At 63.7% G+C, this 23,975-nt stretch carries 30 protein-coding genes; 15 read left to right on the forward strand and 15 right to left on the reverse strand.

Annotation, left to right across the window (positions count from 1 at the left end):
* The first annotated feature begins 7 nt into the window (after window positions 1–7).
* The 6 genes from RTCK_RS11220 to RTCK_RS20890 all read left to right on the forward strand — a co-directional run bounded on the left by RTCK_RS11220 (window position 8) and on the right by RTCK_RS20890 (window position 4,089).
* Window positions 8–700, forward strand: coding sequence for an EAL domain-containing protein (locus tag RTCK_RS11220; protein WP_235988671.1), 693 nt, complete (start codon window positions 8–10; stop codon window positions 698–700).
* Window positions 701–1,027: 327 nt separating this feature from the next.
* Window positions 1,028–2,068, forward strand: coding sequence for a methionine ABC transporter ATP-binding protein (locus RTCK_RS11225; RefSeq protein WP_142522801.1), 1,041 nt, complete (start codon window positions 1,028–1,030; stop codon window positions 2,066–2,068).
* On the forward strand, window positions 2,058–2,726 hold the full coding sequence (locus tag RTCK_RS11230) for a methionine ABC transporter permease (RefSeq protein WP_142519722.1): 669 nt from the start codon (window positions 2,058–2,060) through the stop codon (window positions 2,724–2,726). Before RTCK_RS11225 ends, RTCK_RS11230 begins: the two co-directional genes overlap by 11 nt.
* Window positions 2,727–2,757: 31 nt before the next feature.
* Complete coding sequence (locus RTCK_RS11235; RefSeq protein WP_142592868.1) at window positions 2,758–3,537, forward strand: MetQ/NlpA family ABC transporter substrate-binding protein; 780 nt, start codon at window positions 2,758–2,760, stop codon at window positions 3,535–3,537.
* 110 nt (window positions 3,538–3,647) lie between these two features.
* Complete coding sequence (locus RTCK_RS11240) at window positions 3,648–3,890, forward strand: DUF1902 domain-containing protein (protein WP_142519724.1); 243 nt, start codon at window positions 3,648–3,650, stop codon at window positions 3,888–3,890.
* Between the two features lie 4 nt (window positions 3,891–3,894).
* On the forward strand, window positions 3,895–4,089 hold the full coding sequence (locus RTCK_RS20890; RefSeq protein ID WP_142519725.1) for a type II toxin-antitoxin system HicA family toxin: 195 nt from the start codon (window positions 3,895–3,897) through the stop codon (window positions 4,087–4,089).
* A gap of 7 nt (window positions 4,090–4,096) precedes the next feature.
* Here the strand turns inward: RTCK_RS20890 and trhO are convergent, their stop codons facing one another.
* From trhO to RTCK_RS11255, 3 genes are all read right to left on the reverse strand, one after another.
* Window positions 4,097–5,038, reverse strand: coding sequence for an oxygen-dependent tRNA uridine(34) hydroxylase TrhO (gene trhO, locus RTCK_RS11245; RefSeq protein WP_142592869.1), 942 nt, complete (start codon window positions 5,036–5,038; stop codon window positions 4,097–4,099).
* Window positions 5,039–5,111: 73 nt separating this feature from the next.
* A complete protein-coding gene (locus RTCK_RS11250) occupies window positions 5,112–6,026 on the reverse strand; it encodes a CHAD domain-containing protein (RefSeq protein ID WP_142592870.1) in 915 nt (304 codons plus the stop codon).
* Entirely contained in the window at window positions 6,004–6,498 is a 495-nt protein-coding gene (locus RTCK_RS11255; protein ID WP_142592871.1) for a CYTH domain-containing protein, read from the reverse strand. Before RTCK_RS11255 ends, RTCK_RS11250 begins: the two co-directional genes overlap by 23 nt.
* A 151-nt stretch (window positions 6,499–6,649) precedes the next feature.
* Here RTCK_RS11255 and RTCK_RS11260 point away from each other — a divergent pair, with 151 nt between their 5' ends.
* From RTCK_RS11260 to RTCK_RS11275, 4 genes are all read left to right on the forward strand, one after another.
* Window positions 6,650–7,288 (forward strand): 2-dehydro-3-deoxy-phosphogluconate aldolase, encoded by a 639-nt coding sequence (locus RTCK_RS11260; RefSeq protein WP_142592872.1) that lies wholly within the window; start codon window positions 6,650–6,652, stop codon window positions 7,286–7,288.
* Between the two features lie 73 nt (window positions 7,289–7,361).
* Window positions 7,362–8,063, forward strand: a complete 702-nt coding sequence (locus RTCK_RS11265; RefSeq protein WP_142592873.1) for a tellurite resistance TerB family protein — start codon at window positions 7,362–7,364, stop codon at window positions 8,061–8,063.
* Window positions 8,064–8,202: 139 nt separating this feature from the next.
* A complete protein-coding gene (locus tag RTCK_RS11270) occupies window positions 8,203–8,895 on the forward strand; it encodes a GNAT family N-acetyltransferase (protein ID WP_142592874.1) in 693 nt (230 codons plus the stop codon).
* Window positions 8,892–9,104, forward strand: a complete 213-nt coding sequence (locus RTCK_RS11275; RefSeq protein WP_142519732.1) for a hypothetical protein — start codon at window positions 8,892–8,894, stop codon at window positions 9,102–9,104. The genes RTCK_RS11270 and RTCK_RS11275 overlap by 4 nt, the downstream gene beginning before the upstream one ends.
* A 3-nt stretch (window positions 9,105–9,107) precedes the next feature.
* Here RTCK_RS11275 and RTCK_RS11280 read toward each other — a convergent pair whose 3' ends face one another.
* The 5 genes from RTCK_RS11280 to RTCK_RS11300 form a co-directional block, all read right to left on the reverse strand.
* The gene (locus RTCK_RS11280) at window positions 9,108–10,151 is read right to left on the reverse strand and encodes a nickel/cobalt transporter (protein ID WP_142592875.1); all 1,044 of its coding nucleotides are present in this window, start codon (window positions 10,149–10,151) and stop codon (window positions 9,108–9,110) included.
* Window positions 10,151–10,792 carry a DUF1007 family protein gene (locus RTCK_RS11285; protein ID WP_142519734.1) on the reverse strand — a complete coding sequence of 214 codons (642 nt, stop codon included), beginning with the start codon at window positions 10,790–10,792 and terminating at the stop codon, window positions 10,151–10,153. Before RTCK_RS11285 ends, RTCK_RS11280 begins: the two co-directional genes overlap by 1 nt.
* 70 nt (window positions 10,793–10,862) lie before the next feature.
* Window positions 10,863–11,756, reverse strand: coding sequence for a LysR family transcriptional regulator (locus tag RTCK_RS11290; RefSeq protein ID WP_142519735.1), 894 nt, complete (start codon window positions 11,754–11,756; stop codon window positions 10,863–10,865).
* 19 nt (window positions 11,757–11,775) lie between these two features.
* A complete protein-coding gene (locus RTCK_RS11295; protein ID WP_142592876.1) occupies window positions 11,776–12,108 on the reverse strand; it encodes a type II toxin-antitoxin system PemK/MazF family toxin in 333 nt (110 codons plus the stop codon).
* Window positions 12,105–12,320: a hypothetical protein gene (locus RTCK_RS11300; RefSeq protein ID WP_142592877.1), complete on the reverse strand. Its 216-nt coding sequence runs from the start codon at window positions 12,318–12,320 to the stop codon at window positions 12,105–12,107. Before RTCK_RS11300 ends, RTCK_RS11295 begins: the two co-directional genes overlap by 4 nt.
* A gap of 565 nt (window positions 12,321–12,885) precedes the next feature.
* Here RTCK_RS11300 and odc2 point away from each other — a divergent pair.
* From odc2 to RTCK_RS11315, 3 genes are all read left to right on the forward strand, one after another.
* Window positions 12,886–14,019 carry an ornithine/lysine decarboxylase gene (gene odc2 / locus RTCK_RS11305; RefSeq protein WP_142592878.1) on the forward strand — a complete coding sequence of 378 codons (1,134 nt, stop codon included), beginning with the start codon at window positions 12,886–12,888 and terminating at the stop codon, window positions 14,017–14,019.
* A 95-nt stretch (window positions 14,020–14,114) separates the two neighbouring features.
* Entirely contained in the window at window positions 14,115–14,684 is a 570-nt protein-coding gene (locus tag RTCK_RS11310; RefSeq protein WP_142592879.1) for a GNAT family N-acetyltransferase, read from the forward strand.
* Between the two features lie 227 nt (window positions 14,685–14,911).
* Window positions 14,912–15,595: an OmpW/AlkL family protein gene (locus tag RTCK_RS11315; protein ID WP_142592880.1), complete on the forward strand. Its 684-nt coding sequence runs from the start codon at window positions 14,912–14,914 to the stop codon at window positions 15,593–15,595.
* 41 nt (window positions 15,596–15,636) lie between these two features.
* Here the strand turns inward: RTCK_RS11315 and RTCK_RS11320 are convergent, their stop codons facing one another.
* The 4 genes from RTCK_RS11320 to RTCK_RS11335 all read right to left on the reverse strand — a co-directional run bounded on the left by RTCK_RS11320 (window position 15,637) and on the right by RTCK_RS11335 (window position 18,589).
* The gene (locus tag RTCK_RS11320) at window positions 15,637–16,218 is read right to left on the reverse strand and encodes a hypothetical protein (protein ID WP_185927991.1); all 582 of its coding nucleotides are present in this window, start codon (window positions 16,216–16,218) and stop codon (window positions 15,637–15,639) included.
* A 16-nt stretch (window positions 16,219–16,234) separates the two neighbouring features.
* Window positions 16,235–17,410, reverse strand: a complete 1,176-nt coding sequence (locus RTCK_RS11325) for a zinc-dependent alcohol dehydrogenase (protein ID WP_142592881.1) — start codon at window positions 17,408–17,410, stop codon at window positions 16,235–16,237.
* 190 nt (window positions 17,411–17,600) lie between these two features.
* Window positions 17,601–17,819: a tautomerase family protein gene (locus tag RTCK_RS11330; protein WP_142519743.1), complete on the reverse strand. Its 219-nt coding sequence runs from the start codon at window positions 17,817–17,819 to the stop codon at window positions 17,601–17,603.
* A gap of 29 nt (window positions 17,820–17,848) precedes the next feature.
* Complete coding sequence (locus RTCK_RS11335) at window positions 17,849–18,589, reverse strand: SDR family oxidoreductase (protein WP_142592882.1); 741 nt, start codon at window positions 18,587–18,589, stop codon at window positions 17,849–17,851.
* A gap of 98 nt (window positions 18,590–18,687) precedes the next feature.
* On the opposite strand from RTCK_RS11335, the gene RTCK_RS11340 reads away from it, so the two are divergent.
* Together RTCK_RS11340 and RTCK_RS11345 are read left to right on the forward strand one after the other, a co-directional pair.
* The gene (locus RTCK_RS11340) at window positions 18,688–19,581 is read left to right on the forward strand and encodes a LysR family transcriptional regulator (RefSeq protein WP_142522802.1); all 894 of its coding nucleotides are present in this window, start codon (window positions 18,688–18,690) and stop codon (window positions 19,579–19,581) included.
* Window positions 19,582–19,674: 93 nt separating this feature from the next.
* Complete coding sequence (locus tag RTCK_RS11345) at window positions 19,675–20,700, forward strand: serine hydrolase domain-containing protein (RefSeq protein ID WP_142519745.1); 1,026 nt, start codon at window positions 19,675–19,677, stop codon at window positions 20,698–20,700.
* A gap of 397 nt (window positions 20,701–21,097) precedes the next feature.
* Here the strand turns inward: RTCK_RS11345 and RTCK_RS11350 are convergent, their stop codons facing one another.
* Genes RTCK_RS11350 through RTCK_RS11360 form a run of 3 tightly spaced genes read right to left on the reverse strand, consistent with a single transcriptional unit; the run spans window position 21,098 to window position 23,893 of the window.
* Window positions 21,098–21,778, reverse strand: coding sequence for a spermidine synthase (locus tag RTCK_RS11350; RefSeq protein ID WP_142519746.1), 681 nt, complete (start codon window positions 21,776–21,778; stop codon window positions 21,098–21,100).
* Between the two features lie 4 nt (window positions 21,779–21,782).
* A complete protein-coding gene (locus tag RTCK_RS11355) occupies window positions 21,783–22,769 on the reverse strand; it encodes a WD40 repeat domain-containing protein (protein ID WP_142592883.1) in 987 nt (328 codons plus the stop codon).
* Window positions 22,769–23,893: a CobW family GTP-binding protein gene (locus RTCK_RS11360; RefSeq protein ID WP_142592884.1), complete on the reverse strand. Its 1,125-nt coding sequence runs from the start codon at window positions 23,891–23,893 to the stop codon at window positions 22,769–22,771. Before RTCK_RS11360 ends, RTCK_RS11355 begins: the two co-directional genes overlap by 1 nt.
* Window positions 23,894–23,975 lie beyond the last annotated feature (82 nt).

Raw genomic sequence — 23,975 nt, forward strand, 5'->3', positions numbered from 1 at the left:
CTTTTCCATGGCATTTCAGCCCATCGTCGACGTGAGAGGCGGAGAGGTGTTCGCCTATGAGGCGCTGGTCCGCGGCATCAACGGCGAAGGTGCCGGCACCGTTCTTTCCGGTGTCACGGAGGCCAATCGCTACGCCTTCGACCAGAGTTGCAGGCAGAAGGCGATCGAGCTTGCCTCCCGGCTCAGGACCGACCGGGATGCCAGCCTCTCGATCAACTTCATGCCCAATGCCGTTTATGAGCCGCGCGCCTGCATTCACCTCACGCTGGCCACCGCCTCCCGCGTTTCCTTCCCGCTGAACCGGATCATCTTCGAGTTCACGGAAGCCGAGCAGGTGGATACCAATCATCTTCTCAACATCCTGCAAACCTACAAGGGCATGGGCTTCAGGACCGCGATCGATGATTTCGGTGCCGGTCATTCCGGGCTCAATTTGCTCGCCAAGTTCCAGCCCGATATCGTCAAGCTCGACATGGACTTGATCCGCGGTATCGATCTCGACCGCGCAAAGCGCGTCGTCGTGAAGCAAACCTTGGCGATGCTTGCAGATCTGGGCATCACGGCGGTGTGCGAGGGCATCGAGACCTCGGCGGAGATGGCAGTGCTCCGTGACCTGGGGGTAACGCTGATGCAGGGTTATCTCTTCGGTCGTCCCACCTTCGAGGCTTTCTCGCCACCGATATTCGACCTCGCAGCCTGAGGCGGCGGCACGGTTATTTCCCTTTTCGCACTATAACTGGAAAGCCATGCCTCGGTCCGGCTGGTGGTGCAGTGCGATAAGCATGAGGCGAGCAGTCATGCCGCAGCAGGCAAGGGTTTGATCAGGTGAATGCAAAGATGCTAGAGCGGTGCCAAACCGTCCGAATGTGTATGCGGAGCTGACGTTCCGGCACTCGTTTGTCTTTTCCGCTTGTGCGGCATTCACCACAGAGAAGTTGATGACCTACCTGCCCATATCCCGTGAAGCCTCCCTGCGAGGCCTCCGATGAACCGCGTCGATACCCATCAGTCTCCCGCCGCAGTCCCCATGGTCACGTTCGAGGACGTCACCAAGCGCTTCGGCGGAACCGGGAACCAGCCGGCGTTCACCGCGCTCGACGGCGTCGATCTGGTCGTTCCTCGCGGCGCGATCAGCGGCATCATCGGCCGCTCGGGTGCGGGCAAATCGACGCTTATCCGCTTGGTCAACGGGCTTGAAAAGGCCACTTCCGGCCGCGTCGTCGTCGATGGCGTCGAAGTGGGCGGCCTTCCGGAAACGGGTCTGCGCGACCTCCGCCGCCAGGTCGGCATGATCTTCCAGCACTTCAATCTTCTCTCGTCGCGTACGGCGTTCGACAACGTGGCACTGCCGCTCGAGATCGCCGGCATGGACCGCAAAGCGATCCGCGATCGCGTCGCTCCGCTGCTCGAACTCGTCGGGCTGGGCGACAAGTCCGGCCGCTATCCGGCCGAGCTTTCCGGCGGGCAAAAGCAGCGCATCGGAATTGCCCGGGCGCTCGCGACGGAGCCCAAGCTCCTGCTGTCGGACGAGGCGACGTCGGCACTCGACCCGGAAACCACCCAGTCCATCCTCGAGCTCCTCAAGACGATCAACCGCGACCTCGGCCTCACCGTGCTCCTCATCACCCATGAGATGGAAGTGGTGAAGACGATCGCCTCGCAGGTCGCCGTGATCGACAAGGGGAAGATCGTCGAGAACGGCCGGACCTTCGACATCTTCACGGCGCCCAAGCACGAGACGACGCAGTCGCTCCTGTCGGCTGCGATCGGTGCGAAACTGCCGGAATGGATTCGCCCGGAACCGAAGACCGAGCCGGCGCCAGGCGATCGGGCGCTGGTGCGGTTGATCTTCTTCGGCGAGACCGCCTTCCAGCCGCTGACGGCGCGCCTGGTCGCCGAGATCGGGCCCGACGTCAACATCCTGGCGGGCGCGATCGACGAGATTGCCGGCGAACCCTATGGCTCGCTGGTTGTTTCCTATCCTGCCGACCCGGATACGCTTCAACGGGCCAGCAGGTTCTATCAGCAGACCGGACTTACCACGGAGGTGCTCGGCTATGGCGCCTGACATGCTCATCTCTCTTCTGTGGAAGGCGCTGCTGCAGACCGCGCACATGGTGTTCGTCTCCGGCATCGTCGGGACGTTGATCGGGCTTCCGATCGGCGTGTTCCTTGCGACGAGCAACCGCGGCGAGCTCTTTCCGGCGCCGACCCTCAACAAGGTGGTGGGCGCCATCGTCAATGCGACGCGCTCCACGCCCTTCATCATCCTGGTGGTCGCGATCATCCCCTTCACCCGGATGATCGCCGGCACCTCCATCGGTACGACCGCAGCGATCGTGCCGCTGACCATCGCGACGATCCCCTTCATCGCGCGCCTGATCGAATCCTCGATCCGGGAGGTCGACAGGGGCCTGATCGAAGCGGCCCGCGCCATGGGTGCGACGCCGATCCAGATCGTGTCGAAGGTGCTGTTGCCGGAAGCGCTGCCGAGCATCGTGCTTGCGCTCACCCTGACCCTCGTCAGCCTCGTCGGCTACTCCGCCATGGTGGGGGCCGTAGGCGGCGGCGGTCTCGGGGATCTCGGCATCCGCTACGGCTATCAGCGCTTCATGCCCGAGGTCATGCTGGCCGTGGTCGTGGTGCTGATCGTCGTCGTCCAGGCGATCCAGAGCGCCGGCGACATGCTCGCCCGCCGCTTCGACAAGCGCACCCGCAAGAACTGATAACCTCTTCCCAAGCCAAGGAGTCATGAAGATGAAGAAACTCACTCTCCTCGCCGCATTCGCGGCAGCCCTTTCCGCCGGCACGGCCCTTGCCGAAGACATCAAGGTCGGCGTTTCCGTCGGCGAACACGCCGAAATCATGGAAAAGGTCAAGGAAGTTGCGGCCGAGAAGGGCCTGAACATCGATATCGTCGAATTCTCGGACTATGTCGTTCCGAACCAGGCGCTCAACGATGGCGACCTCAACGCCAACTCCTTCCAGCACCAGCCCTATCTGGACAACCAGATCGCCGATCGCGGCTTCAAGATCGAGAGCGTCGCGAAGACCATCACCACCCCGATGGGCGTCTACTCCAAGAAGGTAAAGAACCTCGACGAACTGGAAGACGGCGCAACCGTCGGCATCCCGAACGATCCGACCAATGGCGGTCGCGCGCTCCTCGTCCTCCAGGCGCACGGGCTGATCAAGGTCAATCCGGAAGCTGGCCTCAAGGCCACCCCGGCTGACGTGACCGAGAACCCGAAGAACATCCAGTTCGCGGAACTCGATGCAGCCCAGCTGCCGCGCTCGCTGGACGACACGGCTGCCTCGGTCATCAACACCAACTACGCGCTGGACGCCGGCCTGAACCCCAATACCGAATCCATCGCCATCGAAGGCAAGGAAAGCCCCTATGCGAACGTCATCGCCGTTCGCACCGAAGATAAGAATGCTCCGTGGGTACAGACACTCGTCGACGCCTACCACGACGAAAGCATTAAGTCCTTCATCAACGAGCGCTATCAGGGCGCGGTCATTCCGTCCTGGTAAGCCTTTGAGTATGCCTCTCCCTTCGGGTGAACGGAGGGAGAGGCATTGGAATTCCGTGACGCCGACGATATATTCTCGAAGAGAATAGCAACGCGTGGCGGAGAGCCTAGATGAAACACTCGTCCATCATCGTTCGAGCGCTCTGGGATGAGGAAGCAGAAGTCTGGGTGGCGTCCAGCAAGGACATAGATGGCCTTTCTGTTGAAGCCGAGACGTTCGAGAGACTGGAGAAGAAGGTCGTCTTGGCAATCGGCGACCTGCTCGAACTGAACGGACAGGCGTTCGACCTGCCCGAAATTCCGGTTCACATCATGTCCGAGCATTTGGCCAAAGTGCCGAATCCACGGTACTAAAACCCTGGGCGGCTATCTGCGCCAACTGAAGGAACTTCTGACGGCGGCAGGTTGCAGGTTCGTGCGGGCGGGTAAGGGCGATCACGAGATCTGGTTCAGCCCTATCACCAATTGCCACTTCACGGTGGATCATGGCGTCAAGTCACGCCACACGGCGAATGAAACCCTGAAGCAGGCGGGGCTGCCAAAGGCTTTCTAGCCGACGATCAGCTTCCGATGTGCTTCTGCCCGCGCTGCCTTGCCAGCGCGATCTGACGCTGCCGCTGGCGGTAGCGTTCCCGATCTTCGTCGGTGCGCGTTTCGTAGCAATGGCTGCAGGAAACGCCTTCCTCATAGTAGGGCGAGTTCACTTCTTCCGCGGTGGTCGGGTTGCGGCAGGCGTGGCAGAGCCGGTGCGGCCCTTGCTTCAGCCCATGCTCCACGGAGACCCGCTCATCGAAGACGAAGCAGGCACCTTCCCAAAGGCTTTCCTCCGCGGGCACCTCCTCGAGATATTTTAGGATGCCGCCCTTGAGATGGTAGACTTCCTCGAAGCCCCGCTCCTTCATGAAGGCCGTGGCCTTTTCGCAGCGGATGCCGCCGGTGCAGTACATGGCGATCTTCGGCTTGTTGTGCAGGCCGGTATTGTTCTTCACCCAGTCGGGGAATTCCCGGAAGGTCTTCGTCTTCGGATCGACCGCGCCCTTGAAGATGCCGATCGCCGTCTCGTAGTCGTTGCGAGTGTCGATGAGGATCGTGTCCGGATCGGAGATCAGCGCGTTCCAGTCCTTCGGATCGACATAGGTGCCGACGATCTTGTTGGGGTCGATGTCCTCGACTCCCATGGTGACGATCTCCTTCTTCAGCCGGACCTTCATGCGCAGGAAGGGCATCTTGGAGGCGCGGCTTTCCTTGTGCTCCAGCTTTGTGAATTCGGGCTGGGCGCGGAGGAAGGAAAGAAGTTCGCCGATGGCGGCATCTGTACCGGCCACGGTGCCGTTGATCCCCTCGCGGGCGATCAGCAGTGTTCCCTTGATGCCCCGCTCGTCGCAGAAATTCTGCAACGGGGCACGGAAGGCCTCGTAGCGCGGGAAGGTCGCGAAATGATAGAGCGCGGCCACGCAATAGGTGCCGGCGGCCGGCGTTTCGATAGCGGTATTGTCGGTCATGGCGGGGAAATACTACCAGACGGGCGGCCGCGCAACGCGCTTTCTGCCGCTGCCCGGGTCCTCTGCCGTCCGGCTACCTGCGCGAGGCCGCCTCCTGCCACAGAAGCGCAATGCGTGCCGCCTCCGTGTCGGCGTCGTCGGCGAACACCAGCTTGGCCTGTTCGATTGCCCGCTGCCGCAGGTCCTGCTGGCGGGCGATGATCGCGCCGATCAGCCGCGCCAGCGTTTCGCTGTCGCCGAACAGGTCCGGGTTCTCGTTCACCACCTGCGTCAGCACCGAAAGGTCATGCTCGTGGCCCAGCAGATCCACCAGCGCCTTTGCCTCCTTCTGCTTGGCCCGCATGGCCGAGGGCCAGAGGTCCGACAGTAGCGACAGGTGCATCCAGTAGGTCTGGGTGACCTTGCGCAGATCGTGGAAGGCTTCCGTATCGCCGCCTTCCTCGCAGGCGACGAGATCGGCTGCGGCGCGCGCCAAGTGCTTGCGCCAGGCCTTGGACAGACGACGCGCTGTCTTGCGAGGGCTGTCGTCCAGGTCCAGTTCGTCCAGCGCATCGATCGCCTCGCGGCAGGTGCGAACGGCGGCGGCGATCTTCCGGATGAGGTCGGTTTCCTCCGAGGCGATGCGGTCGCGCCGTTCGATCAGCGCCTTGGAGGCGAAGGCGAGCGCCGAGATTTCCTCCGGTGACGTCGCCTCCGAGGCGAGGTAGTCGACCGTTTCGACCAGCGCCGTCGCATCCCGGACCGCCGAGAGCGTTCGCGCCATGTCGCGGATGCGCTCGTTCTCGCGCTGCCGGAACTCCTTGGCATCCAGCTGGATCAGGCGGTAAAGGGCGCGGACGCGCTTGAACTTCTTGCGCGCGTCGTGGATCGCCTCGTGCGGCCCGTTCGGCTGGCCCTCCAGGAAATGGATCGCCTGCTCCAACTGCCGCCGCGCGACCGAGCGGAACTCTGCGGTGAACGCACGGTCAGGCCGGATGCGAAAGGCCATGGCAAAGCTCCGCGCACAAATCCTCGGTCGCCATCACCAGGTTGGAGAAGCGGCGGTCGCCGGTGACCTCACGTCCGATCCAGGCCGGCAAGGGCGGCTCCTGGCCCTCGTGCTCCATCTCGACTTCCGCCACCACCAGCCCGCGATAGGCGCCGGCATAGACGTCTACTTCCCAGGTGAAGCCCTCGTGCTCCACCTCGTGGCGCGTCTTTTCCAGCACGATGCCGAGCGCGCTGCCGATCAGTTCCCGGGCGTCATCGACCGGAATCTCGTATTCGAACTCGTCGCGGCTGATGAGTTGCCGGCCGATCTTGATGGTCAGCGTCGCGCGCCGGTCATCGATCAGCCGCACCCGCAAGGATCGATCCTCCTGCGTCGCCACATAGGCCTGGACGAAGTCGGAGGCGGACATGGCCTCTCCACGCCAGCCGTCGTCCTTCACCAGAAACTTCCGCTCGATTTCCTTGGCCATGCATGTCCCCGTCTCCGGTCGTGGTGGAACCTATGGCAAAAGCTCCGTTTGGCAAAGGTGCAAGGCGGAGCAGGGTTGATTTTTCCTCGACAACCCCGGAGCGGGGGGGTATTCCGGCACAGGAGTTCAATCGTTTGAAACGGAAGCACCCATGAGCGGCAAGACCGAAAATCTCCTCGCGATCCTCAAGGCCCAGCCGGTCGTTCCGGTGCTGATCGTCGAGGATGCCAAGTCGGCCGTGCCGCTTGCGCGCGCGCTCGTCGCGGGCGGGCTGAAGGCGATCGAAATCACCATGCGCACACCCGCCGCGCTCGACGCCGTCAGGGCGGTCGCCGCCGAGGTGGAGGGGGCCAATGTCGGCGCCGGCACCATCCTCAGCGCGAAGGACTGGGACGCGGCCGTCGCCGCCGGCTCCACCTTCATCGTCAGCCCCGGCGTGACCCGCGGCATCCTCGATGCCGCCAAGTCGTCCGACGTTCCGCTTCTGCCGGGAGCCGCAACGGCGAGCGAAGTCATGGCGCTGCGCGAGGAGGGGCTGGAGGTCATGAAGTTCTTCCCCGCCGAACAGGCAGGCGGGGCCGCCTATCTCAAGGCGCTGTCGTCGCCACTCGCCGGCACGCTGTTCTGCCCGACCGGCGGCATCTCGCTCAAGAACGCCAGGGACTACCTGTCGCTACCGAACGTCGTCTGCGTCGGCGGCTCCTGGGTTGCCCCGAAGGAACTCGTGGCCGCCGGCGACTGGGCCGGCATTACCCGGCTAGCCTCGGAGGCTGCGGTCCTGAAGGGATGATATCTTCGTTGCGGCTTTTGTAATTTGACCTCGGCCGCCCTATCTCCCTGTCCTCATCAACAGGGAGATTTCGATGTTCGACGCCAAAAAGCTTCTTGACCAGTTCCTCGGGCCGCAGATGGGCGGCAAGTCGGGGGATATGCTCGGCAGGGCCGGGCAGTTCGGCGACATCGCCAGGAACAATCCCTGGAAGACGGCGGGCATCGCGGCGGCGCTGCTCGGCACCAAGACGGGGCGAAAGCTCGCGGGCAATGTCGCCACCGTGGGCGGGCTCGCTGCAATCGCGGGTCTCGGCTACATGGCCTACAAGAATTATCAGTCGGGCCAGTCGCCCCAGACGGTGGCGCACAGGGAGCCGGAGATCCTTCCGCCTCCTGCGGATTCTCCCTTCAACCCGCAATCCTCCGCACTGACGAACGACTTCGCGCTGACGCTGATACGGGCGATGATCGCCGCGGCGAAGGCCGACGGCCACATCGACGCCGCCGAGCGCGCCAACATCATGGACAAGGTGCATGCCGTCGACCTCGGCTCGGAAGCGGAAGCCTTCATCGCCCACGAACTTGCCAATCCGGTGGATATCGACGACCTCGTCGCCGCAGCGCGGACGGAGGAGCAGAAGGTGGAACTCTACACGGCCACTCGCCTCACCATCGATCCGGACACCCGCGCCGAGCGCGGTTATCTCGACCTTCTCGCCGGCCGCCTCGGTCTTCCGGACGCGCTCCTCGACCATATCGACGCGACGGTCTCGGCCGCGAAGGTTCAGGCCTGAACAGGGAGACTGCGGCTAACTCTCTCCCCGCATGCGGGGAGAAGGTGCCGGGAGGTGGAAGGGGCGCCCGGAAGGGGGCAGGCCGATTGCCTTTCCCCCGCCGCTGGCCTAAGCCTCGGTTCGGACAAGAGGCTGACTGATGCGCGATCTGACGAACTACAAGGTTGAAGCCCCAGGCCCCATCACGTTGCGGGGCCGTTTCGTGACGCTGGAGCCCTACGAGGCCGGGCGGCACCTGAAGGCCCTCTGGGAGGGGCTCGGCGGGCTGGGGGTCAACGCCCTGACCCGCTATTTTCCCAACAACGATTTCACCGGTATCGACGATTTCGGCGCCTGGCTGGAGAACGCCAGGACGCAGAGCAGCTTCGTCACCCTCGTCTTCCGCGACAACGCCAGCGGCCGGATCGTCGGCATGGCGAGCTACATGCGGCCGGACCCGAAGAACGGCGTGGTCGAGGTGGGCTCGGTCGCGCATGCACCGGACGTGCAGCGCTCGCCGCTGACGACGGAGGCGCATTATCTGATGGCCCGCCACGTCTTCGAGGACCTCGGCTACCGCCGCTACGAATGGAAGTGCCACAACGAGAACGAGCCGAGCAAGCGCTCGGCGATCCGCTACGGCTTCACCTTCGAAGGGGTCTTCCGCCAGCACGTCATCTCCAAGGGCGCCAACCGCGATACGGCCTGGTTCTCGATGATCGACGGTGAATGGCCGCTTCTGAAGAAAGCCTTCGAGACTTGGCTGTCTCCGGAGAATTTTGACGAAGCGGGGCGCCAGCGCCGACGGCTGGAGGATATCCGGGCCGATATCCCGGCGGGAGTGGCGGCATGAGCGGCGAGGGCGGGCGCAGCCCCGCGATCGCGGCTGCCATCATATTCGCTGGGTTCCTGGCGCTGTTCTTCGCCATGCCGCCGATCATGATCTGGCTGGCCGAAACGTTCTCCCCCTATGTCGCGGCAGCCTTCGGCGGGCTCGCGGTGGCGTCCTTCTTCCTGATCTTCTGGCTGAGGGCCCGTCACCAGCGGGGCCGCAAGCCCTGACCTCTACGCCTGCAGGGTGGCGGCGAGCAGCGAGAGGCCGATCAGCAGGATGAAGAGCGCGCCGGCCATCTCGAAGGCGGTCGCGATCCGGCCGGCGGTGCGCGATCCGGGACCGGCGAAGCGGACGGCGAGATCCTTGGCGGTCACGGCGAGGATCGCAAGGATCGAGACGGTGATGGCGGTCCCGAGCGACATCGCCAGCACCGAGAGCAGTCCGCCGAGATAGAGGCCGTTCAACAGCGAGAAGCTCATCACCAGAATGGCGCCGGAGCAGGGGCGGAGCCCGACGGCGAGGATGGCCGACCAGGCTTCCCGCACGCTGAACCTGCCGCCGCCGAGCAGGCGGGGATCGGGCGCATGCGCATGGCCGCAGGCTTCGCAATAAGTGCCGTCGCCGATATGCTCGTGTCCCGTCACCTCGACCGCCTGGAAGCGGGAGGGGCTGTTCGGGCTGCCGCCGGGTGGAAGTGCGGCGGCTGGAGATGGCACCGAAAAGGCTGCCGCGGCAGGACTTTCCGTATTGCGCAGGGAGAGCAGCTTGCGGGCGAGCAGCCATGCGCCGAACAGCGCGATCAGCGCGAAGCTTGCGACTTCCATCGCCCGCGTGGCCACCGTCATGGTGATGCCGCTGCCGCGCAGCAGGAAGAAGATGGTGCCGACCAAAAGGATGGCGACCAGTCCCTGGAGGAGCGAGGACAGGAAGGAGATCGCAACACCCCGGCGCAGTTCGACGGTGTTGGCGATCATGTAGGAGGAGATCACCGCCTTGCCGTGACCGGGGCCGGCGGCGTGGAAGACGCCATAGGCGAAGGACAGGCCGACGAGGCCGAGAAGCGCGCGCGGGTCCTCGCGCATCGCCTTCAATGCGCCTGTCAGTGCGCGGTAGAAGGCCTGCTGGTGATCGTTGATCCAGCCGAGGAAGCCGCCGAGCGGGCCGCCGACGCTGAAGGCCGGTTCGGCCGAGCCGACGCCAAGCGGCGACTGCGCCTGGGCGGCCCCTGCCAACGCCAAAGCAAGCGTCAACAGAACGAGGCACCTTCCCCGCATCAGCAGGTGAGCTCCAGCCGCGTTGCAAAGAGCTTCGACATGTCGTTACCGGAAGGATCGTCGAAGAAGGCCTCGGTCAGCGTCTCGTTGTTCTGGGCGATGATCTCGTCGGGGTCCGGGCGCACGACCTGCCGCTTGCAGGCTTCCGCACCCTTGCCCTGCGCCACCAGATCGCCATCGGTCGGAAAGTCGATCGCGGTGTACATGGAGGGGTCGTAGACGCCGACGGCGAGCTTGCCCTTGAGGGGCAGGGATTTCTCGGTCCTTACGGCGAAGAAGACCAGGATCTGGTTGTCCTCGTAGGACACGTGGATCGCATCCGGCTTCATGATCGGCGCGTCCTGACCGTCCACCGTGACGGTAGTGAAATAGTCGAAATCCGCGAGCGAGGCGTGCATCACCTGGCCGAGTTCCGCGAGTTCCTCTTCGTCGAGCTTCAGGTCGGTGTTCTTGTCGAAGTCGAGCAGCACGGAGGAGGAGAAGACCTCGTCGAAGCGCCAGATGTTGCGCAGTTCCGATACCGTTCCGTCGTCGGCCGCGATCACCTCCAGCCGCGCTTCCGCAAAGATATGCGGATGAGCCAGTGCTGAGCCGGGAGCCGATAGTGCCAGAAATGTCAGGAGCGGCAGGGCGGGCTTCATGGTCGGTCGGTTCTTTCGAGGCAAGGTCAGGCGATGTTTGGTTCGCGATTGGGTCGGAATTTCGACGCGGTCAGTGCCGCCGGCGAAACCAGACGGCAAGATAATCGACGAAGCTGCGTACCTTGGCGGGAAGGTAGCGCCGATGCGGATAGACGGCATAGATGCCGCGGTCCTTGGCGATGTAGTCGTCGAGAAGGGTCACGAGGTCCCCGGACTGGATCGAGGGACCGGCGATGAAATCCGGGATGATCGCCACGCCCAGTCCCGCCTTCGCGGCCCGGAGCGTCGCCTGCGGACTGTTGACCTCAACCGGTCCGCTGACCGGCACGGAAATCGTGTTGCCCTCGGGTCCGGAGAAGCGGACATTGTTGTGCCAGCGGGAATTCGTGTCGATGATGAAGGGCGCTCGGGAGAGATCCTGCGGCGTGTCGATCGGCCCGTGGCGTGCAACGAAATCGGCGGAAGCGCAGGCGTAGACGCGGAAATCGGCGATCTTGCGGGCAATCAGGCCGGAATCCTCCAGCTTGGTGATGCGAATCGCAAGGTCGAAGCTTTCCTCGATCAGATCGACGAAGCGGTCCTCCGCGACGATTTCCAGCGAGACCTCCGGATGCTCCTTCGCGAAGTCGATCAGCGACTGGCCGACATCCGCATCCACGAAGGTGCGCGGCACGGAGACCCGCAGCCGCCCCTTGAGGTCGGCATTGTTCTCGCGCACCAGGTCTGCGAGGTTGTCGATCTCCTTCAGGATATCTGCTGCGGTGCGGTAATAGGTGTGTCCCGCCTCCGTCATGGAGAATTGCCGCGTGGTGCGGTTGAGGAGCAGCGCGCCGAGATCGTCCTCCAGTTCCTTCACATACTTGGAGAGCAGGGCTTTCGAGCGGCCGGTCCGCCGCGAGGCGGCAGAGAAGCCTTCCGCTTCCACCACGTCGATGAAGGCGCGCATGCGAGTGAGTGTGTCCATGATGCTCTTCCTGGCCGGATCAGCCCGTCAAACCGAGGGTGAAGGCTAACGCTGTGTTGAACCGCTGAAGGTCGCTGTCGCTCAGTCGACCAATCACAGGGCCGATGCACCGTCGTGAGACCGCGACGGGCTTGTCGGCCATGATATCCGATCGCAGGTTCAACCCGTTCTCCCGCGTGGGATCGATTACCACCCGAAAGTCCGCAAGGTCATTGATGGTGGAAGTCAACTGGCAGAGTATGATTGCGTCATGTCCGCTATCGAGGAGCGCATTGCCTGTCACGATCACGGCCGGACGTGGCTTGCCGTAGTCGCCGGAGACCGCTACCGTCACCAGATCACCGCGCCTCATTCTGCGCCGCGGTCCTCATTGTCGAACAGGGAAACGCTCTCGATCCAGCGCATCGATTCCTGTTCGTCTTCGGGGTCGAGCGTCGAGATCGCGGCCTTCAGTCGTGCCTGGACCGCAGGGTCGCGGGTGTCGGGAACCAGCAATCGAATCTCACGCAAAAGCACGCCTGTGCGCTCGTCCCTCAGGGCCTCCTGCCTGCTTGCCGTCGTCATGCCAAATCCCTTTCCGGCTTCCAATCGAGCAATGTAAGTCGCAGGCCGGATTTGTGCAAATCCGTCCTCCCGCCGATCGCCGCAAATTTTCGGCGACGACCCAAAAAAATCTCTTGATTGTGAAGGCGAATATTCTTATCTCCCGTGCTGCCCAAAGTCGCACGTGCCTGTGGGTGTCCGCCGACCCTCGAACTGGGATCCGTCCCTAAGGTGAGGTTATCGGTAAGGTACCTGGAACTAACCCCTCCAGTCGCTATTCCGGCCAACCGGGAAATGCGAGGACATCTTGAAGCAACGACGGTGCGGGCCTTTCTGGTTCTCTTCCGGCTTTCCATCAGCCGGGGTCACTGAAGAGGCACACCATCATTGCCGGAAGTGCGGCGGGTTCATCCCTCCAATCCATGGCAGACAAAGCCGGATCTTTGCCCGTGGCAGGGCGCGGTCCATTGTTTGCGCGTATGAGCGTGTAGCGGCGTCGGGGTCTCCACCGGCTGGCGCCATCGCATACACTCATCCGCCCTTTGTCCTCCGGTCCGCCGGAGCTTGGAATTTGAGGGACTGCAAGATGACCACCGCTCGTATTCTCGATTTCATCAAGACCCGACGCCCCGATGGCCCCTGCCTCGTCGTCGACCTCGATGTCGTGCGCGACAATTTCCACGCATTCCGCCACGCCCTGCCGGACAGCGCGATCTACTATGCCGTCAAGGCAAACCCGGCGCCGGAAATCCTGAAGCTGCTCGCCTCGCTCGGCTCCAGCTTCGACTGCGCATCGGTCGCCGAGATCCAGATGGCCCTCGACGCGGGTGCCACGCCGGACCGCATCTCCTATGGCAACACGATCAAGAAGGAACGCGATATCGCCCGCGCGCATGCGCTCGGCATCGGGCTCTTCGCCGTCGACAGCCATGAGGAAGTGGAGAAGATTTCCCGTGCCGCTCCCGGCGCGAAGGTGTTCTGCCGCGTCCTGACCGACGGCGAAGGCGCCGAATGGCCGCTGTCGCGCAAGTTCGGTTGCGTGCCGCAGATGGCTGTCGACGTGCTGGTCTATGCGCACCAGCTAGGCCTTGAGTCCTACGGTGTGTCCTTCCATGTCGGCTCGCAGATGATGAAGGTCGATGCCTGGGATTCCGCACTTGCCGATGCCAAGCGCGTCTTCGCCCAACTGGCCAAGCAGGGGATCCACCTGCAGATGGTCAACATGGGCGGTGGCTTCCCGACCAAATACCTGCGCGACATCCCGTCGGCGGAAGCTTATGGTCAGGCTATCTTCGCGGCGCTCCGGTCGCACTTCGGCAACAACCTGCCGAAGACGATCATCGAGCCGGGCCGCGGCATGGTCGGCAATGCGGGTGTGATCAAGGCTGAAGTGGTGCTCGTGTCGAAGAAGTCCGACAACGACAACCACCGCTGGGTCTTCCTCGACATCGGCAAGTTCGGCGGTCTCGCCGAGACGATGGACGAGGCGATCCGCTACCCGATCCGCACCGAGCGTGATGCCGACGACATGGAGCCTTGCGTGCTCGCCGGCCCGACCTGCGACTCGGCCGACGTGCTCTACGAGAAGAACATGTATCCGCTGCCCGTGTCCCTCACGATCGGCGACGAGGTTCTGATCGAAGGCACGGGTGCCTATACGACGACCTATTCGGCGGTTGCCTTCAACGGCTTCGACCCGCTGAAGAGCTACGTCATCTGAGGCCCGACACCGCCGTCCCCGTAACCAGCCGGGGCGGCAAATTCACAATTCCTTTCATCGCCGCTGATAAACGGTATTGGGTACGGGAGGCCGCCATGGCCGCTGTTCTTGACACTGTGCGCGCATTCTTTGCGCCGACCACCACCTACACGATCGATACCGAAACGCCGGCGGATGTCGTCGCGCGCGAAAACCTGCTCGACCGCGTCATGGGGCCTAAGCGCCGGAAAAAGTCGTCGGAGAAGATCCGCCGCGGCCGCTTGCCGGCCGAAGGCCTTGCACTTGTCGCCCGCGACGAGACGGGTCATGTCATCGGTACGGTACGGTTGTGGAATGTCGAGGCGGGGATCAGCCAGCAGGGAAACCCGATCGAGGCGCTGCTTCTGGGGCCGCTCGCCGTCGACTGCACGCAGGAAGGCCGCGGCATCGGCGGCGCGCTGATGCGTGCGGCGATCGCCGAAGCCGCCAAACGCGGCCACGGCGCCATCCTGCTGGTGGGCGACGCCGCCTACTACGAACGCTTCGGTTTCGTGGCCGAGAAGACCCGGCATCTCGTCATGCCCGATCCCTTCGCGCGCGACCGCTTTCTGGCGCTGGAACTGAAGCCCGGCTGGCTCGATGGTGCCGCGGGCATGATCGTCGCGAGCGGACGCAAGCTGGCCTGACATATCGAGATCCGGCTTTGCTGCGCAGGGCGCTTCCGGGGGCAAGCCGCGTCTCCCGCTCCGGCCGGCCACCGCTTGCCGGCCGGAGGGGGATAATCTGGCGAAAATCAGGCTTTTGCGTCTGTGCCTTGCGATCCGTCAGGTGCGGTTGATCTCGCTCAAGTGATCGATGCGTCAAAGGGATAGACCTCCCTCGTCATATCGTTTCTATGATTCAGGAGAGGTTCATGAACAAGAACAGCATTCGCTTCGGCGGGCTGATAGCAGGTCTCGTCATGCTCGGAGTGACCGCAGCGGGCGCGGCCGATCTCACGCCGGTCGCCGAAGCCCCCGTGGCGGACGTGCCCGCAGCGCCGAGCCCCTGGCAGATCCGCGTGCGCGGCGTCGGCGTCATCACCGAAGACGCTGGTTCGGTCGGCGGCCTTGCCGGTTCGGGCCTTTCCTATTCCGACTCGCTGATCCCTGAACTCGACATCACCTACTACTTCACCGACAACTTCGCGGCCGAACTCATCCTCGGCACTACCTTTGCCGATATCAAAGAAGATGGGGCTGTCGGGGTTCCGGTCGGGCGGGCCTGGCTGCTGCCGCCGACACTGACGTTGCAATACCACTTCACCGACTTCGGCGCCTTCAAGCCCTATGTCGGCGCGGGCGTGAACTACTCGATGTTCTACAACCAGAGCGAACGGGGCGGGTTCAGCAATCTCGACGTCGAGAACAATCTCGGTGTCGCCCTGCAGGTCGGCTTCGACTACATGCTCGACGAGCACTGGGGCGTGAACTTCGACGTGAAGAAGATTTTCCTCGAGACCGACTGGTCGGTCGACCACGACACGCTGGGTCCGCTGAGTGGCAAGGCGAAGATCGATCCGTGGCTGATCGGCGCGGGCGTCACCTACCGGTTCTGAGCGAGGCGAGGCCCGCTCGGGGGGAGCGGGCCGCAGGTCGCCTAGATGCGATGCTGGGGCGTCGATGATTGGGGAGAAGGCAGAAGAGCCTTCACGGGGTGCCCGTCCTTCTCCTGTCGTGCCTCGCGTCGTGCGGCATCGACACCCTGCGGAAAGCCGCTGCGATCGCTGTAGTCCCATGCTTCGCCCTCGTCCCGCTTGCTTTGCTGCCGGGTCCCGAGTGCGGCGGCGACGTCGAGCAGGGTCACTCCGGCAACCATGGCGAAGGCGAGCGCCGCATTCCCCCGCTTGGGATTGTCGTCCTTCAGGGCGGTGCTCAGGACAGCAAGGTCCAGGGCATCGCCCGCAACCCGGCTATAAAGGCCGGCTTTCTTATCCAACGAGAGCGTTAGCATGCCGCTGGCGATCTCCCGGACGCCGAAGGCCCGGATCAGGTTTTCGGATCCTTCCATGCCGATGGCGCGGCTGATGCTGCGCGCGGCGACCAGTTCGGCAATGCCGAGGCCGATGCTGAACCAACCGAGATTGCGGGCAAGGCGATCGGTGTCGGAGAGGGAGCTCGGGCCCGTCTCGATCACCCTTGGATTGTCCGGCCGCTGTATGGCGTTGGCGATATGGTTCATTAGTGTTCTCCAATCCTTAAGTCTTCAGCACGACCTTGACGCAGCCGTCCTGCTTGTTGCGGAAGACCTTGTACATGTCCGGCCCGTCCTCGAGCGCTGCCGTATGGGTGATGACGAAGGAGGGATCGATCTGACCTTCCTCGATTCGGCGGACGAGGTCGTCGGTCCAGCGATTGACGTGGGTCTGGCCCATGCGGAAGGTGAGGCCCTTGTTCATCGCAGGCCCCATCGGGATCTTGTCGACAAGCCCGCCATAGACGCCGGCAATCGAGATGATGCCACCGGGGCGGCAGACATAGATCATCTCACGCAACACATGCGGCCGGTCGCTCTCCAGCATCACCATCTGCTTGGCGCGGTCGAGAAGCGTATCCGGCTGACCCATGGAGACATGGGATTCCAGCCCGACCGCGTCTATGCACTTTTCCGGGCCCTTGCCTGAGGTGAGCTCGTTCAGGCGCTCCACCACGCTTTCCGTCTCAAAATTGATGGTGATCGCACCACCCGCTTCGGCCATGGAAAGCCGCTCGGGAATGCAGTCGATCGCCACGACCTGCCTGGCGCCAAGAAGGACGGCGCTGCGGATCGCCATCTGCCCGACGGGGCCGCAGCCCCAGATCGCCACCGTGTCGGTCGGTTCGATATCGCAGTGGACTGCCGCCTGCCAGCCGGTGGGGAAGATATCGCCGAGGAACAGGGCCTGCTCGTCGGTCAGGCTGTCGGGCACCTTGATATGGGTTTTGTCGGCAAAGGGCACGCGCAGATACTCCGCCTGCCCGCCGGGATAGCCTCCCGTCAGGTGCGTGTAGCCAAACAGCCCTGCCGTCGTGTGGCCGAAGACCTTGTCGGCCATGTCCTTGTTGCGGTTGGACCGTTCGCAGACGGAGAAGTTCCCCCGTTTGCACTGGTCGCATTCACCGCAGAGAATGGTGAAGGGCACCACGATCCGGTCGCCCTTCTTGAGGGCGCCGTTGATGCCGGAGCCCACTTCCACGACCTCGCCCATCATCTCGTGGCCCATGATGTCTCCCGGTTCCATTGCCGGAATGAAATTGTGGAAGAGGTGCAGATCGGAACCGCATATGGCGCAACTGGTCACCTTGATGATCGCGTCGCGAGCGTCCTCGATCTCGGGATCTGAAACCGTGTCGCAGCGGATGTCCTCTTTTCCGTGCCAGACCAGGGCTTTCACAGGCTTCTCCTTCGGTTCATGTGCGCGCACTCACGCAGCGTGCAGGGCACCACAACCTTCGAAAGGGTCTAAGGTTTCAGATTTTCCCGAACTTCACGAAGGGCTGCCCGGGCGGTGCCTGAACAATTCGGGGAACAGCCATCGCCGGATCCCGGCGGCAACGCCGCCGGGCGGCACCAGCTTTGGGCGCTTACTCTGCTTCACGTGCGCGGTAAGCGTCGGGGACGACGTAGATCTCGTCGGCGCGGCCATAACCGCCATCCTTGACCTCCTCGATCAGCACCATGGTATGCGGTCGTGCCGCTTCGCTGAAGTAACCGACCAGCAGGTCGGTCGTCCGGTGCACGATCTCCTCCTTCTGGGCCCGCGTCAGCGCGCCTTCCGGGGTCTTGATGTTGACGAATGGCATGGGTTTTCTCCTTTCGCTGTCTCGTTACGTCACAGCATGCCGCCATTGGCGCGGAGCACCTGGCCGTTGACCCATCCGCCTTCGGGGCTTGCGAGGAAGGATACGACCGCGGCGATATCCTCCGGCTGGCCGAGCCGTCCGAGTGGAATGCCTCGAACGATGCTCTGCACCCGCTCTTCCGATTTGCCATGCATGAACATCTCGGTTTCAACCGGCCCCGGCGCGACGGCATTGACCGTAATGCCCCGGCTTCCGAGCTCCTTCGAAGCGACGTGGGTCATTGCCTCGACGCCGCCCTTGCTCGCCGCGTATCCGCCGTAGCGCGGGCCGTATGCCCCGATGACGCTGGAGGAGAAGTTGATGATGCGGCCCCCGTCGCGCAGCCGGCGGCCTGCCTCGCGGATACCGTAGAAGGTACCGGTGAGGTTGACGGCAATGTGCCGCTCGAAGGTTGCATCATCCATCTCCGTCAACGGGATGAGCGTCATGACCCCGGCATTGTTGATGAGGACGTCGGTGCCGCCGAAATGCTGTTCCGCAGCGTCGAACAGCGCGGCGATGCCAGCCGATGTGCTGACGTCCGCCTGCACGGCGAGCGCCTTGCCGCCAGCCGCTTCAATCTCGGCGACCACCTCGTCGGCGGCGGCCGGGCTTGAGGAATAGTTGACGATCACTGCAAAACCGTCGGCTGCAAGGCGGATCGCAGCAGCCCGGCCAATGCCCTTGGAGGCTCCGGTGACGATCGCTACGCGGTGTTCTGTGTCGGTCATGGCATGTCTCCTTTCGTTCCTCCCCAAGATACGAAGTAGCGTCCGAAGAACAATGAACGCGAATTGACATGAAAATTCATCCGTGCTGAACAATGGCTATGGATCGCCTGACGCGCATGGAGCTCTTTGTGCGGGTGGTGGAGCGCGGCAGCTTCGCCGCAGCCGCTGCCGATCTCGGGCTTGCACGGTCCACCGCGACGGCGGCGATCAAGGCGCTGGAAGCGGATCTCGGGGCGCGCCTCCTGGAACGGACGACCCGGCACGTCGCCGTCACCCTTGACGGCCGTGCCTTCTACCAGCGCTGCCTGTCTATCCTCGCCGAGATGGCGGAGGCGGAGACGATTTTCCGGGAGGCAAAGCCGCAAGGGGTCCTGCGGGTGGACGCCCACCCGATGCTGACGCAGACATTCCTTCTTCCGCATCTTCGCGAGTTCCTCGACCGCTACCCGGCCTTGGAACTGCAGATTGGCCAGACGGATCGGTATGTCGACCTAATCCGCGAGGGCGTCGACTGCGTCATCCGCGCCGGCGAAATCTCCGACAGTTCGCTGATCATGCGGAGGCTCGGCTCGATCACGGAACTGACCTGCGCCAGCCCCGCCTATATAGAGGCCCATGGCATGCCCGAAACACCGGAAGCGCTGGAGGGGCACGAGGCGATTGGCTTCATCTCCTCGCGTACCGGGCAGGTCCTGCCGCTGGAGTTCACCATCAACGGGCAGATCCGCGAGATTACGCTGCCGACGCGCGTGCGGGTCAACAATTCCGACACGATCGTGGACCTCGCCTGCCGTGGCTTCGGCCTGATCCAGGCGCCGCGCCACCGCCTTCGGCCTTTCATCGAGAGGGGCGAACTCGTAGAGGTGCTGGCGGATTTCCTACCGGCGCGAACGCCGCTTTCGGCTCTCTATCCGCAGAACCGGCAGCTCTCGCCGCGCGTGCGGGTCTTCCTCGACTGGATCAGCGAGATCTTTGCAAAGGCCGAGCTCTAGGAGCCGCAGTTGTCTGCCTTCACGCGCCTTCACCTTGGCGTGAATCGGCGGTGCGGCCATAGTTCAGGACCCACAACGCACTAGATTGACGCCATGATCAGAAGACGCACCCTGATTTCTGCCCTTCCGCTCGCTCTCGCTGCCCCTCACGTATTGGCGCAGGCCGTGCCGCAACCGCCCTCGCGGCGCCCGTCGCTTGGCAGCGTCCTCGATGGCGTGCGCGGGCTCGAGCCGCTCAAGGTGGTGCTGGTTTCGAGAGAGGGGGAAATGCTTGCCGAGCGCGCCTTCAACGGGCACTCGATCAATGCCTCGACCAACATCAAGTCGGCGTCCAAGTCGATCATCTCGGCCATGGTCGGTATCGCCATAGACAAGGGCCTGCTGCAGGGGCCCGACCAGAAGATCACGCCGATCCTCGAAAGCGAACTGCCGCGTGATCCGGATCCGCGTCTTCGGGACGTGACCATCGGCAACCTCCTCTCCATGCAGGCCGGGCTGGCGCGCATGTCCGGGCCCAACTACGGCCGCTGGGTCTCGAGCCGCAACTGGGTCCGGTTCGCGCTCTCGGAACCCTTCGACGGAGAGCCTGGTGGGGCGATGCTCTATTCGACCGCCTCGACCCACCTTCTTTCGGCCATCCTCACCCGTGTCGGGCGCAAGTCGACGCTGGCGCTGGCGCGGGAGTGGTTTGCGCCGGTGGAGGGCTTCCGCATCGGCTCCTGGGAGCAGGATCCGCAGGGTATCTATCTCGGCGGCAACCAGATGGCGATGACGGCAGCCTCGCTGCTTGCCTTCGGCGAGGTCTATCGCAACGGCGGCCGTGCGAAGGACGGCACGCGGATCGTCTCTGCGGACTGGATCCGGCAATCTTGGACGCTGCGCACCAACTCGCGCTTTTCCGGCGACGGCTATGGCTACGGCTGGTTCCTGCGCACGATCGGCGGCGAGGAGGTGAAGTTCGGCTGGGGTTATGGCGGGCAGATGCTCTACATCGTGCCGTCGCTCGGGCTCACCGTGGTGATGACGTCGGACGAGAACTCACCCTCGGCACGTACCGGCTATCGCGACGACCTGCATGGCTTGCTGGCCCAGATCATTGGTGCCGTCCGCTCCGCCTGATGTGAGCAATGATGTTGCGCGGGCGAGAAATTCCGCTGGTGTTTCAACGGGCCCGTCTCGCAGTTCTTCCCCCTTCATCCCCGCCATCCCGGCTGGCCCTATCCTGAAGCGGTCATCGGGCAGGGGCCGGGTTCGCGAACCGGTTGCCTCCCCCGGAAGCACCCGGCGCCCGATGATGGTTGCAGACGGTGGCGGGCGGCGTCAGGCTGGTCCCCACCCGAAGCTCCGGAAAGAGAACTGACACCTCTCCTCCGGATCTTCGGGAAAGCCGAAAGCGACCGGGCAGGCAGTCAAGCCTGACAAACCAATACCCTCGATACCGACTGCCTGCCCATTCCCATACCGTCGCGGATTCTCCGGCGCGGTTCTTCCTGCTGCCAGGAAGCCCCGTGAACTGTCACCCGGTCCTCTTGCTCGCGAGCCAGATCATGTGCTTGGCGCCGCGTCCCTTGGTGCTGGCACGCGTCGGATTTTCCTCAACCGCGAACCCCGCCGATTGCATCCGGCGCGTGAAGCGGGAATCCGGAGCAGAAGACCAGACGGAAAGCACGCCGCCAGGCTTCAGCGCAGCTTTGGCCGCTCCCAGCCCACCGGTGTCATAGATGCGGTCGTTCTCTTCACGCGTCAGCGCTTCCGGTCCATTGTCGACATCGAGCAGAATGGCGTCGTAGGCAGCCTTCTCGCGACGGATCAGTTCCCCGACATCCGCCTCCACGATCGTCACGCGAGGGTCCTCCAGGCAGCCGTGGAAAACCTCCGCCATCTCGTTCTTCGCCCAGCGGATCACTGCGGGCACAAGTTCCGCAACGACGACACGCGCATCCTGCGGAAGTTCGGCGAGGGCGGCGCGCAGAGTAAAGCCCATGCCGAGGCCGCCGATCAGGATGACGGGCCGCCGGCGATCGCGGATCTTGTCGATGGACAGGCGTGCGAGTGCTTCCTCCGAACCGCTGAGCCGGCTGTTCATCAGCTCGTTCGTGCCGAGCATGATGGAGAATTCCGAGCCGCGCCGCTTGAGGCGAAGCTCGTCGCCGCCGCCCGGTACTTTCGCCGTATCGATCAGCGTCCAGGGAAGCACGGGCTCAGGCCGAGATGTCGATGACGCCGCAGTCGCCCGCCTCGGACGAGAAGGCGAGGAGCTTGCCGGTCGCGCTCCAACTCATGCCGGTGATGGCACCCTTGCCGGGGCGGCGAAGCAGCGCCTCCTTGCCGTCCGCAATCCGCACCCCGAGGATCATGCCGTCGACGAAGCCGATCGCCAGAACTTCCTCCGCCGGATGGAAGGCGACCTGGGTCACCATGATGTTGGCACGGGTGCCGAGTTCCAGGGGCGCCTTGCCCATCGGGCCGTCCTTGGAGGAGAAGGGCCAGACGATCGCGGCCGGTGCGCCCGAGGAGGCGAGCCACTTGCCCTTCACCGACCAAGACAAGGACTTCACCTTGGCGGGATAGCCCGTCATGCGCATATGCCGTGCCTCGCCCGGCTTGCCGTCGAGCTTCCAGCCATGCAGCGCGTTCTCCTGCATGGTGGTAACGAGGAAGCGGCCGTCGGGGGAGAAGGTCACGCCGGTGTGGGCACCCTTCCAGTCGAGATCGACAGGCGCACCATTGGTGCCGACCCAGTGCAGGGTGACGCCATTGTACCGCGCCACGGCGATCCGCAGGCCCTTCGGGGCGAAGGCAACGCCTTCCACCGTTCGCTCTTCGGAGAACTCCCTTGTCGAGCCATCCGAGAGCCGGACGAAGCTTGTGCGGCCATGAGCATAGGCCACGGCGCCCTGCGGCCCGCCGGCGACGACGTTGATCCACTTGCGCGGCGCTTCTGCCAGCTGAGTCACGCTGCCGTCATGGGCGATGCGCAGGACCTTGCCGTCCTCACCGCCGGTAAGGAGGGTGGCGCTGTAGGCGTCGCGAATGCAGGTGAGCAGGCCCTCATGCGCTTCTGTCACCTTTTCTCCGCCATCGAGACGATGAATGGTGCCGGCTGCGGTGGCGAAGAGGGGAATCTCGCCCAGGAAGTGCGTGGCGACGACATGGCCTTCGAGATCAAGCGGAGCGACGGTCGGCATCAGGCTGGCGTCGCCTCGCAGGCCTTGAAGCTCTTCTCGATCTTCTCGACGTCGAGGTCGCGGCCGATGAAGACGAGGCGGCTTTCGCGCTTCTCGCCATCCTTCCAAGGGCGCTGGTGATCGCCCTCGACGATCATGTGAACACCTTGGACGACATAGCGCTCCTCGTCACCCTTGAACGCGATGATACCCTTGAGGCGCAGGATATTCGGACCATCCGTCTGGGTGATCTTCTGGATCCAGGGGAAGAAGCGGTCGGGGTTCATCTCGCCGCCGCGCAGCGAGATCGACTTCACCGTCACGTCGTGGATCGGCGAGGGGGCGTGATGGTGGTGGTCATGGCCGTGGTCATGATCGTGATGATGGTGATGATCATGATCATGATCGTGGTGATGATGGTCGTGGCCGTGATGATGACCGTGGTCATGGTCGCAATCCGGGCCGCAGACATGATCCTCGTGACCATGCTCCAGGAATTGCGGATCGTTCTCCAGCGCGCGCTCCAGGTTGAAGGCGCCCTGGTTCAGGACCTTGGCAAGATCGACGCCGGAGCGGCTCGTCTTGTAGATGCGTGCGCCGGGATTGATCGCCCGCACAACGTCCTCCACCTGCGCCAGCTCCTCCGGCGTCACGAGGTCGGTCTTGTTGATGACCACGACATCGGCAAAGGCGATCTGGTCCTCGGCCTCGCGGCTGTCCTTGAGCCTCAGCGGCAGGTGCTTGGCGTCGACGAGCGCGACCACGGCATCGAGCTCCGTCTTCGCCCGCACGTCGTCGTCCATGAAGAAGGTCTGCGCCACCGGCACCGGATCGGCAAGACCGGTGGTTTCGACGATGATGCCGTCGAAGCGGCCGGGACGGCGCATCAGGCCTTCCACGACGCGGATCAGGTCGCCGCGCACCGTGCAGCAGACGCAGCCGTTGTTCATCTCGTAGATTTCCTCGTCGGATTCCACGATCAGGTCGTTATCGATGCCGATCTCGCCGAACTCGTTGACGATGACCGCATATTTCTTGCCGTGGCTCTCGGAGAGGATGCGGTTCAGGAGCGTCGTCTTGCCGGCGCCGAGATAGCCGGTGAGAACGGTAACGGGAACGGGCTTGGCGGTGGTCGTGTCGGTCATGGAGAACCTCGAAGGATAGGCCTGCGCCGCAGTGGCGCGCAAAGGTGTTGGCCTGATATAAGGGCAAGGCGGAAGCAGTTCA

It is taken from the genome of Pseudorhizobium endolithicum, assembly GCF_902153245.2.
GTDB classification, from domain to species: domain Bacteria; phylum Pseudomonadota; class Alphaproteobacteria; order Rhizobiales; family Rhizobiaceae; genus Neorhizobium; species Neorhizobium endolithicum.